This window comes from Paenibacillus sp. BJ-4 (assembly GCF_020404765.1).
GTDB lineage: Bacteria > Bacillota > Bacilli > Paenibacillales > Paenibacillaceae > Paenibacillus.
Genome location: NZ_JAIVEM010000027.1, coordinates 54,386 through 70,110 on the forward strand (window position 1 = coordinate 54,386; position 15,725 = coordinate 70,110).

Consider the following 15,725-nt stretch of genomic DNA (forward strand, 5'->3'; position numbering starts at 1 on the left):
GAAGAAGAGGTGATGGCGTGCTCGAAGGCAATAACTTCACACGCAATAAATTGAAACCCTATCGCTTGCTGATTCCGTTGCTGCCCTTCCTCGGCGGAGCTGCTTTACTCATAGGGACGAATGAGGCCAGTGCTGCTGGCTCGGAAAATGTAGTGCTTAACAAACCAGCCACATCAAGCGGCTACACCCAGCCATATGAGGCCAGTAAAGCAGTAGACGGTTCCTATGAACCGACAAGCCGCTGGTATCAAGCCAGCAACGGTGAAAAATGGATTCAGGTGGATCTGAGAGACTGGTATATCGTAGATCGTTACGCTGTAGCAGGTATGGGGATCATGGATGGATGGCAGGATCAACGTGACCCTTACAGCTTTCGATTGCAAACGAGCAGTGACGGAAGCAATTGGGTCACGGTCGATACCGTTCAGGATAATGCGAACCCTCATTTTGAAAAGAGCATCACTCCTGTAACTGCACGATACTTGAAATTATATATTGATCAAGGAAATGCGAGAAACAATCTATGGGCTTCTATTCTGGAATTTGAAGCTTATGGGGAGCGATTACCCATTCCGCAGGCTCCGGGTCATTTTACGGGAATTAAAAAGGGAAATACGGTGGAATTGAGCTGGGATTCCGTTCCTTATACATCTTCATACAAGGTCATACGAAATGGCGTTACACTGTATACGGGCAGCTTAACCCAATTTATAGACACTTCAGCCTTGCCACCAGGCGAGGCTCTGTACAGTCTGCAGGCTGTGAATGCTAAAGGAGAAAGTACTCCCTCAGAGGTCACAGTGAACATTCCTACGGATGCCGATGATGTTGCACAGGCCAAAGACGCACTTGCGCTAGGCTTCGCCTCCGGAGATTCTGCTGCTGCGGTATCACAGCCACTGGTATTGCCACGGACTGGATTGAACGGTACGACGGTGAGTTGGAGCTCGGATAGCCCGGATGTCATTACAAAAGAGGGTGCTGTAACGCGTCCAAGCTACGATGCGGGAGATAAGAAAGTAACGCTGACCGCAACGATTACAAAGGGAACCGCTTCAGATACCCGAACTTTTGAGGTTACGGTTCTGAAAGCTACTGCTCAAGATACACTGGATCAGGCGGCGGATCATCTCTCGCTTGGCGATTTGACTGCGGTAAAAGATAATATATCTCTTCCTTTATCCGGTTATGGTGGTGTGCTGATCGAATGGTCCACAGCCAAACCGCTTATTATTGCCGCAGATGGAACCCTCACCAGACCCTCCTATAGTCATGGAGATACTGACGTTACCCTGACAGCTACCCTGCAACTCGCTGGCTTGTCGAAAACAAAGAATTTCACTGCCCATGTACTCAGTCTGCCAATGAGCGATACTGAAGCCGTTGACGCAGCATACAGGGCGCTTGAGTTGCCGATGACTACAGTAACCGGAGACGTATATTTGCCGACAGACGCTCTGAATGGCGTTCAGGTGTCATGGACTTCAAATCAGCCTGAATTCCTGGATCATACTGGACATGTCACATTCCCGAGCTATGTACAGGGTGATCAGAACATTACGCTGGAAGCGGTTCTGTCAAGAGGCGGAGTTGAGCTTCGAAAAACATTCAGCCTGCTCGTGCCTGCACTGCCCGTAAGTGCGGATGAAGCAGTGAACTTGGCGGCAAATACACTGAAACTGGATTACCCACAAGGGATTAAGGATTCTATCGCTCTGCCCCATACCGGGGCATTCGATACCCAGATCGACTGGTCCTCGGATCAACCGGATGTCCTCAGCAGCAGCGGTCAGGTGAATCGGCCCAAATATACAGACGGTGATGTGAATGTACAGTTAAAGGCAATCATTTCTAAAGGTACGGCTTTTGTAGAAAGAACATTCACCATTACGGTGTTGAAGGCACTGCCGAATACACCTTATGTACGATTGAACGGCAATAACCCGATTGTTCTGGAAACCGGCGACAGCTTCACCGATCCGGGAGCCAGTGTACTGGACAGCGTCTACGGCAATGTTCTGATCCCTGAGCTGTCAGGTAGCGGTAATGTCGACACAAATGTGCCCGGCATATACGTATTGAACTATGCTTATAGCGACAATGGAGGCTGGACGGCAGAGCCAGCCGAACGCCGTGTAAACGTACTGCCCCGTGCGGTTGGTGCCGCAGCAGGCACTGAGAGTATCGGCTCGGTGATCGTTACGGGTGCCTTGCCGGGGGCTCGTCTGGAGCTGTACAATGCCCAGCAAGAGCTTATAGCGGAAGGAACCGCTTCCGCAGAAGGAAAATATATATTTACACCCGTTCCCGAGGGGGCCAGCTACTATGTGATACAAAGCGCAAATGGCATGAAGAGCGCTCCCTCGGGGTTAGTATATGCTCAAGGCTTAACCGCCCAGCGTGTCGCGGATTCCATCACAAGCATACCAGCCCCTACAGCAAGTGATACGCTGCTCAGGTTGCCTGCTGTTCCCGATGGTTTCCGTCTGACCATCAGCAGCAGTAGCCAGCCAGACATCGTACGGACAGATGGAACTATTGTTCAAGCAGTAACTTCATCCGTTGTATCTGTAGTATTGAATGTCATAAAGGTAAGTGATGGTTCTCATGCTTTGACACAAGCAATAGAAGTCATTATCCCTGCCAAGATTAGTATGGACACGGGCAAGTCTAACAAAGATAACGAGGAAGATCAGTTTCTACAGGCAGGAACCTCCGAGCAAGGAAAAGAGGTCTCCCTCTTTGTTCCGACAGCGGCATATCTCGATGAACAGATACAACAAGCACTTCGGGAAGGCAAGGCATACGCAGACATTCGTTCGGAGCAGGAAAAGCAAATTAGTCGTGTTATCCTTTCTCGAGCTTTGCTGAATAAATGGGATAAGGTTGGAGCTGCGGTAATATCCCGATATGGAACACTGATGATATCCAGCGACGCCTTAACCCGCATGGCCCCAGGCCAGCAGGACGTTACCCTGTCCTTCCAGCATGCGGATGCAGAACGCGCACAGCAGATGCGTGATTGGGCCGAGCAACAATCCAACCTGAAGCTAATAGGCCCGATTGTAGACATCAAAGCCAACGTGACAGGAACCTCGTCCATCGTTCTACCGCTGGATAACGAATCCTTAAACAAATTGCAGAATGCGGAACCTCAATTCTCTATTCTTGCTATTCATGAAAATGGCGAGCGTGAGATTCTAAAAGGCACTGCTGTGATGGATTCAAGAGGAATTTTGTCGGGTGTGAGTCTGAATACAACTCGGTTAAATACCTTTGCCGTTGCCGTCTCTACCGACGCAAAGCCTCAAACCGGTCAGACAAATGTGCAAAATGCCCCCGTAAATTCGCCGGATTCGCAAGAGCTAGCTCAGGTATGGCCGGATGTACAAGGCCATTGGGCAGCGAAATCCCTGCAATCTCTTGCAGCCAAAGGCTGGATACAAGGATATAAAGACGGCAACATGCGCCCTGAGCGCGCGGTAAGCCGTGCAGAATTTGTGTCCATACTGACCAGAGCTTTGGGGACTACTGAAGACGAAGCTACATCTACCAATTTTACTGATATGGAAGGACACTGGGCTGTAGCAGCCGTGGATGCCGCTCATCGTCAGGGATGGATTCAGGGGCTAACCGTTCAGACATTCGGCCCTGATGAGAGCCTTACCCGAGAACAGGCGATGGTGATCCTGTCACATGCATTAGCGGATAAAATATCTGCTTCAAGCAAGGCTGTACCGCAGTCCTATAAGGATGATCCGCAGATTGCTTCCTGGGCTTCCACTGCATTCGAAAATGCTGTTGGCTCCGGCTGGATTAACGGGTATCCTGATGGGACGCTCAGACCGAAGGCAGCCATCAGCAGAGGCGAGCTGGCTGAAATACTGGTACGTATTTTCAAATAAGAGTGTTAAGGACCCTTAAATTAGACAGAGTACAAATAAATACAGCGCGGCCCCAAGCTTCTCGGGGACCGCGCTTTTTTCATGTACAAGCCTCCAACATTCATTTTTGCTTGTTTGTTCACCCTTTTTGCTTCAGTAAATATATTAAATAATACCTGTGAAGCGGGGCGATTAACCACTTGTCACCTCATGTAGTAGGAAGATGGTGAGGAGGAGATATTAAGAGCATGAAACATAAAAAGCCGTTCAGGTTCAGTGGCGCTTCAAAAAAAGATGAAGACCGAAACCAACAAAAGTTAATCGAAGTATTGAGGCTCTTCTCAAGCTTATTCATGAATTGACCGCGATCATCCCACTCGTATTTGAAAATCCCTCAGCAGCTAATGTTTCTTCATTGCAGCAAATTTTAAAACAATTGTTAATTCTGGCGAAAAGCTTAAGACTTAGAAATGGGGTTAAGGCAGACTTATTGGCAGCATTGGAGCTGGCTATCGTGGCGCTAGAAGCAGCACCTTTCTCGCCGATTAGTGTAGGAACTACACTGCAACAGCTTCTGGATGCCCTATTGTCTATCGTTCTACAGGAATCCCTTGATCCTGTTTTTAAAGACAGTCTGATTAGTGCGATCAGAACGACAGGAACGACTATTAGCAACGCATTAGGTGAAACATACGAAGCATATATTCAGGGGGCCCTGGCCCACAAGGGCCTGCTGGACCTCCAGGTCCTGTGGGTGCTCCGGGTCCAGCAGGGGTTCCGGGACCACCGGGGCCTGCCGGGCCTGCGGGGCCAGTTGGAGCTACTGGACCTGTCGGAGCCGCTGGGCCGATCGGGGCTGCTGGGCCTGAAGGACCCGTCGGAGCCACAGGGGCGGCGGGTCCTGCCGGAGGGGCTACGGGCGCCACAGGGGCAACAGGCGCCGATGGCATTGCCGGACCCGCTGGACCTACCGGAGCCACGGGCGCCGATGGCATTGCCGGGCTCGCGGGGGCGACTGGCGCTACGGGCGCGGACGGCTTGCCTGGACTGACTGGACCTACCGGAGCCACTGGTTCGGGGGCAATCATTCCGTTTGCTTCAGGTGGACCAGCGATTATGACCACCATTGCTGGCGGATTGGTAGGAACCACAAGTTTGATCGGCTTCGGAAGCTCGACAACAGGGGTTAACCTTATAGGCGGAGCCATTGACCTGACAGGTGCACTTGCAGGACCACTGATCAACTTCGCTTTTTCCGTTCCACGGGATGGTGTAATTACATCCATTGCCGGATATTTCAGTACAACGGCCGGGCTTACCCTTATCGGTTCATCTATATCCATCACTGCCCAATTGTTTAGTTCCTCAGCACCTAATAACACCTTTACAGCGGTCCCCGGAGCTACTGTTACATTAACTCCACCACTGACTGGTATCATCGCTTTAGGGGCAATATCCAGTGGCATCAATACCGGATTGGCTATACCGGTAACAGCGGGAACCCGACTGCTTCTGGTCTTCTCCGCAACCGCTACTGGTGCCTCTCTTCTTAACACCGTTATCGGTTATGCGAGCGCAGGTATTACCATTACCTGATTCAGGATGACAAGAGCCCCACAGGATTAGGTCCTGTGAGGCTCTTGTCATTTGTATTAAAGCGATATTTTCACTTCTTCTCCGTCTTCCCGAATGTCGAATGTTTTGACTTGCCCGGTATCAGGCTCTTGAACAATACCTGTCTCCAAATCAATCTTCCAGTCACATAGCGGGTCATAAATGTAATGACCGGATACCATCGCTTCGGTAAGCGGCCCCCCTTTAGGATGCGGGCTGGAATTTTCAACAGCGTAAAGCTTGTTCTCAGAAGTGCGGAATACTGCAATTTCGTTATCATCCAACCGGATCGTCCGCCCAATTCTAGTTGGAAAATCCTTACTGTTACCGACGATAAGCCATTCAGCATGTTTGATCATTCGCTTGATTGCTCCCTTCTCTAGGCATGATCTAAATAATTCATACAATAGATGGTGTAACGACCTCAAATAAGTTCTTACGCGAATCCGCATCATGGATAATCTTTTTCCATGGGTCTTCAACCTGTTGCAGTGCAAACTCAATCCGTTCTATTAAAGCTTTGCGATTGTCTATATCGTGGACGACAGCCTTCCGAATCTCTTCAAGGCCGGTCCGTTCAACCCATTCCGAAGTACGTTCCAGGTATTGGCCTGTTTCCCGGTACAGTTGCATCACACTTGCCACAATATCAATCAATTCAGCGTCCGTTTTCACTTTGCAGAGCGAATCAGCCAGCCGCGCTTTTATACCGCCGTTTCCGCCGATAAAAATCTCCCAGCCCCCATCATTACCCACAATTCCGATATCCTTCGTACATGATTCGGCACAGTTGCGCGGACACCCATTGACCGCTAATTTAAATTTCGCCGGAAAATCCAATCTTTCAAATTTCCGTTCCAGCACCTCGCCCATTCCCATGGAATCTTGTGTGCCAAAGCGGCAGAATTGTGACCCGACACAGGTTTTAACTGTACGAAGCGATTTCGCGTAGGCATATCCCGACGGCATGTCGAGTTCTTCCCATACCTTAGGCAAATCCTCTTTGCGGACACCAATCAAATCTAGCCGCTGTCCCCCTGTTACTTTAACAACTTTAACGTTGTATTTAAGAGAAACATCCGCTATTTTTTTCAAATCCTCCGGAGTCGTAACACCGCCGTACATTCTTGGCACAACTGTAAATGTTCCATCCTTTTGAATGTTGGCGTGCAGTCGCTCATTCACAAACCGGGAATCTTCTTCATTTTCATAGGTATCTGGATTAATCATTCCCAGATAGTAATTCAGTGCCGGGCGGCATTTGGAGCATCCTTCATCATTCTGCCAACCTAGTACATTCATAACTTCACGCGTCGTTGTAAGGCCCTTGGTTCGGATCGCTGCAACAATTTCATCCCGGCTCAAGGTTGTGCAGCCACATATTCCCTGCTTGGCAGCCGACTTGAAGCTGTCGCCTAGGACATACTGGAGAATTTGTTCAACGACCGGCTTGCATCCCCCACAGGACCGTGTCGCCCCGGTACATGCCTTAATTTCGTCGACTGTTGTCAGTCCATTTTCATTGATCGCATCAACAATTGCCTTTTTAGTCACACCGTTGCAGCCGCAGACAATTTCATCATCAGCCATCGTTTCAGCGGATAAGGCTTTAGCCCCGTCTTTACTGCATCCGGTACCCATGAGCTGTCCATATATTTCATCAGTCATCAGCGTTTGCTGCCGCACATATTTTTGTAGGCTGGCGGATTCGCTCACATCTCCGAACAGCACCGCTCCGACAATTTTATTTTCACGAAGCAGCACTTTTTTGTAGGTGCGCTTCCACTCATCCTTTGCCACAATCACCGTATGTTCAGGAGCAGTTATGAATTCGCCAGCTGAGAAAACATCCACCCCTGAAATTTTGAGCTTGGTGGAAACCACTGATCCCTGATAGCCTTCAGTATCTGCACCTGCGAAATGCTTGGCAATGACACTTCCCTGTTCAAAAAGCGGAGCAACCAGGCCGTAACAAATCCCGCGGTGTTCAGCACACTCCCCTACAGCATATACATCCGGCATGGAGGTCCTCATCAAGTCATCGACTACAATTCCACGTTTTGTTTCTATACCACTTTGCACAGCCACCTGAATATTGGGCTTGATCCCAACGGCCATAACGACTAAATCCGCTTCCAGTTCGCTTCCATCCGAGAACCGCAGTCCCTGTACCCGATCCTGACCGTACACCTCTGCAGTTTGCATTTGCATAGCAAACTTGATTCCCTGGCGTTCTAGTTCTGCTTTCAGCATCGCAGAGGCTTCCCGATCGAGCTGACGTTCCATCAAATCCTCCATCAAATGAACAACCGTTACGTCCATGCCGAGATTGACTAGACCTTTAGCCGCTTCCAGTCCCAACAGCCCTCCACCAATGACCGCTGCCTTTTTATAGGTTTTGGCCGCCTCAAGCATTGCTGAACAATCGGCAATATCCCGAAAACCGATGACGCCCGGTAATTCTTTACCTGGAATAGGCAAAATAAACGACTGGGAGCCAGTAGCCACCAAAGCTACATCGTAATCAATTTCAAGCCCGTCCTCAGTGTGAATCCTCTTTCCTTCCCCGTCGATGCTGCGCACCGTTTTCCCAGTATATAAAGTAATACCTTGGTCCTCGTACCATTGCAGGTCATTCAGTATAATGTCCTCGATGGTTTTACTCCCCTCCAAAACATAAGAGAGCATGATCCTGTTATAGTTCGGATGAGGCTCATTTCCAAGGACTGTAATTTCATATTTATCCGTTAATTTTAGAATTTGTTCGACCGTATTGATACCAGCCATCCCGTTACCTATAACCACAAGCTTTTGTTTACTGTTTATCATATACCGGTTCCTCCATTCATTCGACGACATTCCTACCGACGACTACTCCTACGATCCTATTAAATATTGTCTATTTAAATATTGTCTATGCTTCTATTCTAATGTCGTGGGTTATGTTATATGTGATTTCAGTCACAATATAGTTAGAGTTGTACATGTCGAGGGAGTTCCCTATTCAAATTCAAGGGATTAAGGTAAGAATCAAAAAAATCGAGCTATGATGTTGATTTCTGAAAAGTGGATGCTTGGATTTGACTGTTCTTGATTCTTGATTTAAAATTCAATTAAATGATACAAAATACTATCAATTAATTATAAAAATTATCAATAAGAGAAGGATTTTCAATGAAGAAGGACATGACAACAATCAAGCAAATGAGGCTTAATAGCCTGTTGGACGTAGCCACCATGCTACTTATCGAAAGGCCAACCGCCTCCATGAACGAGATTGCAGATTATGCAGGAATTGGTATCGCCACCTTGCATCGCTATGTTGAAAGCAGAGAGCAATTGATGATTCATCTGGGATTTCGGGCCATCGAAGTTGTAAGTGAAACCATAAAAGGAATCTCTTTGGATGAGGATAACTATGAAAACTACATTCCAGAATTGATTGAGGCACTTATTCCGTTAGGAGACAAAATTTATTTCCTTGCTCATGATGCATCCGTCAACTATAACAAGGAGATTGAAGAAGCAGATCAGAAGCTAAGAGAACCCATATTGCATGTAATAGAAATATTGCAACAGAAAGGTTATTTTCAGCCACATATCGATAAAGAATGGATCATGGATGTCCTCTACTCGCTGCTATTTCTAACATGGCAGCAAGTAAAGAACGGTAATATCGCGAAAAACTCTGCCGCAGCAATGGTTGTAAATACTTTTTATCATGGATTCAAAGCAACTGAGTAATGGTCATACTGCAACATGAAGAGACGAACCACACGAGGAGGAATCTACATGTTAATTCAAAACGTACTGGGAAGTATTGCGATTTCCAAGGATGCTATTTCTAAAATCATTGGCAAGACAGCAACGGCAACAATGGGAATTGCATCGATGTCAACGGGAGTCGTCGAAGGAATCACCAACAAGTTAAGTGGGAAAAGCCTGCAAAATGGCATTGAACTTCATATGACAGAATCAGGGTTGGATGTCGATTTAAGCATTGTCGTTCATTACGGAACAAAAATGTACGATGTAGGCAGAGAGTTACAGAAGAATGTTCGGGAGGCCATTGAGAGGTATACGGGCCTATCCATTGGCATGATAAACGTCAAAGTTCAAGGGATATCCCTACCCATTCATTAGTCGGAGAAATGAATAAGTGATAGGCATAAATGATAAGGGAGATAATGGAAGTGAACAGGCCGGCTTTTTCGTTGTACAGAATGATCAAAAGGGTGAAATGACAAAGGGACCAGCTGCTGTAGCAGCCGGTCCCTTTTTTTTAGTCTGTCTCCTTTTCATATTCCATGTGTAAATAAATCCTTTACAAGGAATACTTTATGGACAATCTGCTATTCTACGGGGAAATGAATCGAATCGTTTGGGGGGCATTATCATGTGGTCTAAAATAGTTCCTTATATTCCAAGCTGGGTTACATTATTTCAGGCCGTCCTCGCGTTGATTGTTCCATTAGGGATTTATTATATAAATACCTCGATTTATTCGCTTGTGGGCAGTAAGGGAGCGCATCCCAAACAGTCTACTGAGCGTTCTAAGGATGACAAAGACCACGCTGATCAGCAGCAGGAATCGGGCTCCAGCATTACAGGGGATTATGATGCCGATTTGAAATCGCTCCAAGCCGCTATAGGCGGAAATAGCGATGTGCATTTTCGTGAGTTTATGGTGAAGAAATTTCATGCACGATCTGTGTTGATCTTTATAGAAGGTATGCAAGATGAGGAGCTTATGAACAAGCAGGTATTGCAGGTACTGATGTTTGAGGGCCAACAGGAACAACCGGAGGAGAGTACCAGCGAGAATATAAGTAAATCTTTTATCAAAGAAAGCTTGATGCCACTTACACAAATCAGTGAAGTTGCCAATATGGAGGAGCTGCACGAGTCTATCCTTTTAGGCCATACCGCGTTATTAATTGAAGGAATGAACGGAGCACTGCTGGTCGGGGCCCCTAACGGCTCGATCCGCTCCGTGAATGAACCGACCTCTGAAGCATTACTTCGGGGTCCTAGAATCGGCTTTACGGAAGTATTAAGTGAAAATACTTCGATGCTTCGACGCCAAGGCTTAAACAAAAGTCTGGAGATAAAGAAATTCCAGGTTGGAAGCAGAATCAAAAAAGATCTGGTTATCGCGTACATCAAGGATATTGTGAACCCGGAGCTGCTTCAAGAAGTGAACCACAGAATTTCCAAAATAGACATGGATTTTTTACCTGAATCCGGCTATGTGGAACAACTAATTGAGGACAATTATTTAAGTCCATTCCAGCAGGCTCACAACACAGAGCGCCCCGACCGTGTCATGAATGCTTTGATGGAAGGGAGAATAGCGATTCTGCTGGATGGTACTCCCTTTGCCCTCATTGTTCCGGTGACCTTCAGTATGCTGCTTCAGTCTCCAGAGGATTATTATGAGCGCTGGATCCCAGGGACACTTTTACGCCTATTGCGATTTACTGGAGCTTTTATAGCGCTTATGGGTCCTGCTTTATATATCTCTTTTATATCGTTTCATCCCGGTTTGATTCCGACCAGGCTGGTCATTAGCATCATTGAAACCCGTCAAGGCGTCCCTTTTCCATCTGTCATAGAAGTTATGATTCTGGAAATTTCTATCGAAATCTTGCGGGAAGCCGGCATACGATTGCCTAAACCCATTGGTCCTGCGATGGGCATTGTGGGAGGTTTGGTCATCGGCGATGCTGCTGTAAATGCAGGCATTGTTAGCCCATTCCTTGTGATTGTGGTTTCGGTTACTGCCATTTCTTCTTTTTCGATTCCGACATACAGTGCGGGCATTACCTTGCGTCTTTTGCGTTTTGCCGGAATGCTCTTTGCAGCAGTTTTGGGCATGTTCGGAACGATTTTGTTCTTTCTGTTAATTTGTATCCATCTGACGAAATTAAAAAGCTTTGGGGTACCGTACATTACTCCTTTCACACCCATACGTCTAAAAGATTGGAAAGATCTATATATCCGCGTACCTTTAAGTTTAATGAAACGAAGACCCGCGATGATGAAAACTCAGCAAAACAAGCGCAGATCTTAGTCTTAATATCCAGAGGAAGGAGGAATGATTATGTTTAAACGCAATGATGATAAGATTACATCCACACAGGCAGCAGTATTCCTGACCAATACAGTGTTGGGCGCAGGGATTTTGACACTGCCCAGAGGTGTAACTGAAGCGGTACAAACTCCTGATGCATGGCTTTCTGTCCTGATAGGTGGATGTATTGTCATATTAGTGGTCTTGCTAATGGTGAAATTAAGTCAACAGTTTCCCGAAAACACCGTGTATCAATACTCTAGAAAAATCGTGGGCATCATTCCGGGAGGTTTTTTAAGCCTGTTATTAATAATATACTTTCTAATCATCGCTGGCTTTGAAATTCGCGTTTTGGCTGAAGTGACGATGTTTTTTCTGCTCGAAGGTACACCCGTCTGGGCGATTGTGATTCCATTCATCTGGGTGGGAAGTTATCTGGTCTTTGGAGGCATTAATTCTATCGCACGACTATACCAGATTGTACTCCCGATCAGTCTCTTCTTTCTGCTCCTCTGTTTTATCCTTAGCCTTAGGATCTTTGAAATGGATCATCTTCGTCCCGTATTGAGTAACGGAATTCTTCCTGTAATCAAGGGGCTAAAATCGACAGTCCTTGTCTTCACTGGATGTGAAGTAGTCATGACACTGGTCGCTTTCCTACAGCATCCTAAACAAGCAGTCAAAGCCATGGTAGTGGGGATCAGTATCCCTTGGGCATTGTACTTCTTGACAGTCGTTATGGTGGTCGGTGGGTTATCCGTGGATTCTACTGTGACAAGTACCTGGCCCACCATTAATTTAATGCGCAGTTTTGAAATCTCGGGATTTCTTTTTGAACGTCTTGAGTTTCCACTGCTGGTGATCTGGATGATGCAAATGTTTTGTAATTTCTGCAGTTTTTACTTTAATGCATCCTTAGGTGTCTCACAGGTGTTTGGCCTTAAATATCGTTATGCTATATTTGGCTTAATCCCGATTGTCTTTATCTCCACTATGACTCCTGTACGTATGACTGAAGTGTTTAGTCTCGGCGATGCGATTGGATACATGGGAATCATTTTATTCTTTCTGGTTCCGGTACTTCTTTCCATCATTTTTATGATCAGGAAGAAGGGAATGAAGCAAAATGTGTAGACGACATATCCTATCTTTGCTGCTTGCCTTCATTCTTCTGGTTACTCAGGCTGGTTGTTGGAGCAGCAAAGAAGTGGAGGAACTAAGCATATATACAGGACTGGCTCTGGATAAGGGTGAACTTACTCCGATGGAACAAGAACTGGAGAAGAAAGGCAGCCATTACTTCAAGAAAAATAAAATTACGGCCAGCATACAAATCGTCCCAAAAAAATCTTTTGGGGGCGCAGGTAAACAAGGCGGTGGATCACAAGGGCCAAACTATATCAATATAGCTGGCACCGGAGATTCTTTATTTGAAATCTTCCGGCAATACTCCATCCGCTTGGATCGCCCTATTATTGGTCAACATCTAAAGGTCATTGTGGTTTCCACTGAACTGGCGAAACAACAGACGATGCAGCAATTGATGGATTTTGTGCTTCGTGATAATGATATTCGGCCTAGCTGCCTGGTTTTCTTAAGTCAGGAACGAGCAGATGACACATTAGTTACAAAATATAAAGAAGAGGTCCCCTCCTTTCATCTTTTGTATATGCTTCGGAACCATTTCAGAACCAGCAAGCTGATGAGAGGGGTCAATTTATCTGAACTTGATGGATTGATGCATTCCAAAAAAAGCTATATCCTGCAAAACATTATAAAAGCCCAAGAAGAGTTTGAATTTTCAGGGGCCGGCATTATTAAGGGAGATACCGGTCATTGGATCGGTAAATTGGGGCAACAAGAGGTAGAAAGTATTGCATGGATTAAAGGTGATGTTAAGGGCGGAGCTATCAAAACGTATGATGAGCGGAATCAACCTATAACTTATGAGATCAAATCGGTAGAAAGCAAAATACTGACTAAGGTGGCCAAGGGAAACGATATCTCCTTTCATGTCAAGATTAAATCCAAAGGACGCTTAATCGAAAACTGGGATGATAAAATGGACCCGACCAAGACGCGAGTCATGAAAGAAGCTGAGAAAGAATTTGAAAAGGAAGTGACTAGAAGGATTAAGTCTCTTATGCACAAGCTACAGTCGGAATATAAAGTCGATGTTGCCGGTTTCGGCGAACACTTAAATATTGAAAAACCTCAAGTGTGGAAAAAGGTAAAGGACGATTGGGATTATAAATTCAGTCAAATACCAGTAACCTTTGATATTAAATTATCCATTACGGACTTAGGTTCATCTGCCGAATAAAGTCCTCCCTTGATTAAGCTTAGCATAGCACTTTAGAATAATGTATACTTCTTATCATCACCGATACGAAAGGAGTCGCATCTTGCGTATTTTCGATATTCTTCATCTATTGGCTGCTCAGCAGATTATTAAGGGAGAACATCTGGCAAATGAGTTGAATGTATCGACACGAACCATCCGAACGGATCTAAAGGAATTGGATACATTCTTGTCCGAGCATGGAGCAACCATCAAGTCGCTCAAAGGGACTGGCTACAAGCTGGAGATTTGGCTGAAACATTATATGTCAGCCGTTACACGTTACAAAGCGACCTCAAAGATATGCGCAAAATTCTTGCGGCTTATGGATTATCACTAGAGAATCGTCCGCATAACGGCATTAAAATTAAAGGTAGTGAAGCCAAACTTCGTTATTGCATATCCGATTGTTTATTCGGCAGGCGAGACGAGATAAGCGATCGCAAGCTTTCTACGCTCCCCATTATCTCTGATGAAGACATGGATTTAATTAGAGAAGTCATTCTGGAACGGATTGAGCTCAACCAAATTCAACTATCAGACATAGCGCTGAATAATCTCATTATTCATATTGCAATTGCATGTAAGCGCATACGAGATGAAAGATACGTTTCGTATTACCCTTCAGAGATCAAAAAAATTGAAGCACAAAAAGAATTTAAGGTCGCATCTGAAATCGTACTTGATCTCGAGCAAAAAATGGGGCACTCTTTTCCGTCTGCTGAAATTGCCTATATTGCCATACATCTATTAGGCGTGAGGACCATTGTCACCGCCCATATGGATGAAGAAGAAATTAAAGCCATCATTGATAAAGATATATACGAATTAACTATTATAATACTCAATCAAATCGATGAGCAGCTAAAAATGGACATTCGTAGCGATAAAGAATTACTGATTGGTTTGTGTCTTCACCTCAAGCCGCTCATTAACCGTCATAAATTCGGAATGAATTCACGGAATCCTATGCTGGATAAAATCAAAACCAATTACCCGCTTGCCTTTGAAGCGGGGATCATTGCAGCTGAAATGGTTAAGCTGCAACTGGGTATACAAATTGAGGAGAACGAAATTGGTCATTTGGCTATTCATATCAGCGGTGCCATGGAAAGAAAAAAAATAAAAGGTAGACCCAAAAGAACGATGATCGTATGTGCCTCTGGACTCGGTAGCGCCAAACTGCTGTATTATAAGCTTCAATCGACATTCGGCTCCAAACTGGAGATTGTAGGTATAACGGAGCTGTATAAGCTTAAACAGATGTCGCTGGATACACTGGATTTTGTCATCAGTACCATTCCACTTTCCGAACCACTTTCCGTTCCTCTGATTCATGTAAATACATTTTTGGATGGTTCCGATATCCATAAGCTTGAAAGCGCCCTCTCAGAGGCAAAACCTCCGGCTGTGCAGTATGTTCGGAAAAAGATGGTTTTTCTTCAGCAAAAATTCGATAACAAACTCAAAGTGCTTGAATTTTTATCCGAAAAAATACAAGCAGCCGATCTTGTAAACGGACCGCTGCTACAGTCTGTCATAGAGCGGGAAGCAGTATCTCCTACTGCATTTGGGAATCTGGTCGCGATCCCGCATCCAATGGAACCATTGGCCCACTCAACCTTTTGGGCTATCTGTACTTTACAAAAAGCCATTGATTGGGATGGTAAGCCAGTTCAGTTTGTTTGTATGCTCTGTATACAACGTCGTAAAACACAGACGCTATACAGTCTTAAATAATATTGAAGCAAACAAGGACCTCAGCTTAAATAGCAAAGGTCCTTTCTCTTTTGCTGCCCAAAATAAATCTAGA

10 protein-coding genes and 1 pseudogene are annotated in these 15,725 nt (G+C 45.7%); 9 read left to right on the plus strand and 2 right to left on the minus strand.

From position 1 onward, the window contains the following. The first annotated feature begins 17 nt into the window (after positions 1-17). Both LCF57_RS05275 and LCF57_RS27825 read left to right on the plus strand, forming a co-directional pair. Positions 18-3,905: an immunoglobulin-like domain-containing protein gene (locus LCF57_RS05275; RefSeq protein WP_225999762.1), complete on the plus strand. Its 3,888-nt coding sequence runs from the start codon at positions 18-20 to the stop codon at positions 3,903-3,905. A 227-nt stretch (positions 3,906-4,132) separates the two neighbouring features. Continuing rightward, positions 4,133-5,480, plus strand: a pseudogene (locus LCF57_RS27825) (exosporium glycoprotein BclB-related protein). A 56-nt stretch (positions 5,481-5,536) separates the two neighbouring features. Here the strand turns inward: LCF57_RS27825 and nirD are convergent. Next, positions 5,537-5,857 (minus strand): nitrite reductase small subunit NirD, encoded by a 321-nt coding sequence (nirD, locus tag LCF57_RS05290; RefSeq protein ID WP_225999763.1) that lies wholly within the window; start codon positions 5,855-5,857, stop codon positions 5,537-5,539. A 40-nt stretch (positions 5,858-5,897) separates the two neighbouring features. Further along, positions 5,898-8,327, minus strand: coding sequence for a nitrite reductase large subunit NirB (gene nirB / locus LCF57_RS05295; RefSeq protein ID WP_225999764.1), 2,430 nt, complete (start codon positions 8,325-8,327; stop codon positions 5,898-5,900). A gap of 345 nt (positions 8,328-8,672) precedes the next feature. Between nirB and LCF57_RS05300 the strand changes: the two genes are divergently transcribed. From LCF57_RS05300 to LCF57_RS05330, 7 genes are all read left to right on the plus strand, one after another. Continuing rightward, on the plus strand, positions 8,673-9,242 hold the full coding sequence (locus LCF57_RS05300; RefSeq protein WP_225999765.1) for a TetR/AcrR family transcriptional regulator: 570 nt from the start codon (positions 8,673-8,675) through the stop codon (positions 9,240-9,242). A 48-nt stretch (positions 9,243-9,290) separates the two neighbouring features. Then, positions 9,291-9,641, plus strand: coding sequence for an Asp23/Gls24 family envelope stress response protein (locus LCF57_RS05305; RefSeq protein ID WP_225999766.1), 351 nt, complete (start codon positions 9,291-9,293; stop codon positions 9,639-9,641). 253 nt (positions 9,642-9,894) lie between these two features. After that, positions 9,895-11,571, plus strand: a complete 1,677-nt coding sequence (locus LCF57_RS05310) for a spore germination protein (protein ID WP_225999767.1) — start codon at positions 9,895-9,897, stop codon at positions 11,569-11,571. 30 nt (positions 11,572-11,601) lie between these two features. Further along, a complete protein-coding gene (locus LCF57_RS05315; RefSeq protein WP_225999768.1) occupies positions 11,602-12,705 on the plus strand; it encodes a GerAB/ArcD/ProY family transporter in 1,104 nt (367 codons plus the stop codon). Next, entirely contained in the window at positions 12,698-13,894 is a 1,197-nt protein-coding gene (locus LCF57_RS05320; protein WP_225999769.1) for a Ger(x)C family spore germination protein, read from the plus strand. The genes LCF57_RS05315 and LCF57_RS05320 overlap by 8 nt, the downstream gene beginning before the upstream one ends. 82 nt (positions 13,895-13,976) lie before the next feature. Then, on the plus strand, positions 13,977-14,252 hold the full coding sequence (locus LCF57_RS05325) for an HTH domain-containing protein (protein WP_225999770.1): 276 nt from the start codon (positions 13,977-13,979) through the stop codon (positions 14,250-14,252). Then, positions 14,162-15,652 (plus strand): BglG family transcription antiterminator, encoded by a 1,491-nt coding sequence (locus tag LCF57_RS05330; RefSeq protein ID WP_225999771.1) that lies wholly within the window; start codon positions 14,162-14,164, stop codon positions 15,650-15,652. The genes LCF57_RS05325 and LCF57_RS05330 overlap by 91 nt, the downstream gene beginning before the upstream one ends. Positions 15,653-15,725 lie beyond the last annotated feature (73 nt).

Excerpts from the sequence above, each read along its gene's own strand:
- LCF57_RS05315 (WP_225999768.1), top strand. The coding sequence starts at position 11,602 with ATGTTTAAACGCAATGATGATAAGATTACATCCACACAGGCAGCAGTA.
- LCF57_RS05300 (WP_225999765.1), top strand. The coding sequence starts at position 8,673 with ATGAAGAAGGACATGACAACAATCAAGCAAATGAGGCTTAATAGCCTG.
- nirB (WP_225999764.1), bottom strand. The coding sequence starts at position 8,327 with ATGATAAACAGTAAACAAAAGCTTGTGGTTATAGGTAACGGGATGGCT.
- LCF57_RS05305 (WP_225999766.1), top strand. The coding sequence starts at position 9,291 with ATGTTAATTCAAAACGTACTGGGAAGTATTGCGATTTCCAAGGATGCT.
- LCF57_RS05310 (WP_225999767.1), top strand. The coding sequence starts at position 9,895 with ATGTGGTCTAAAATAGTTCCTTATATTCCAAGCTGGGTTACATTATTT.
- LCF57_RS05320 (WP_225999769.1), top strand. The coding sequence starts at position 12,698 with ATGTGTAGACGACATATCCTATCTTTGCTGCTTGCCTTCATTCTTCTG.
- nirD (WP_225999763.1), bottom strand. The coding sequence starts at position 5,857 with ATGATCAAACATGCTGAATGGCTTATCGTCGGTAACAGTAAGGATTTT.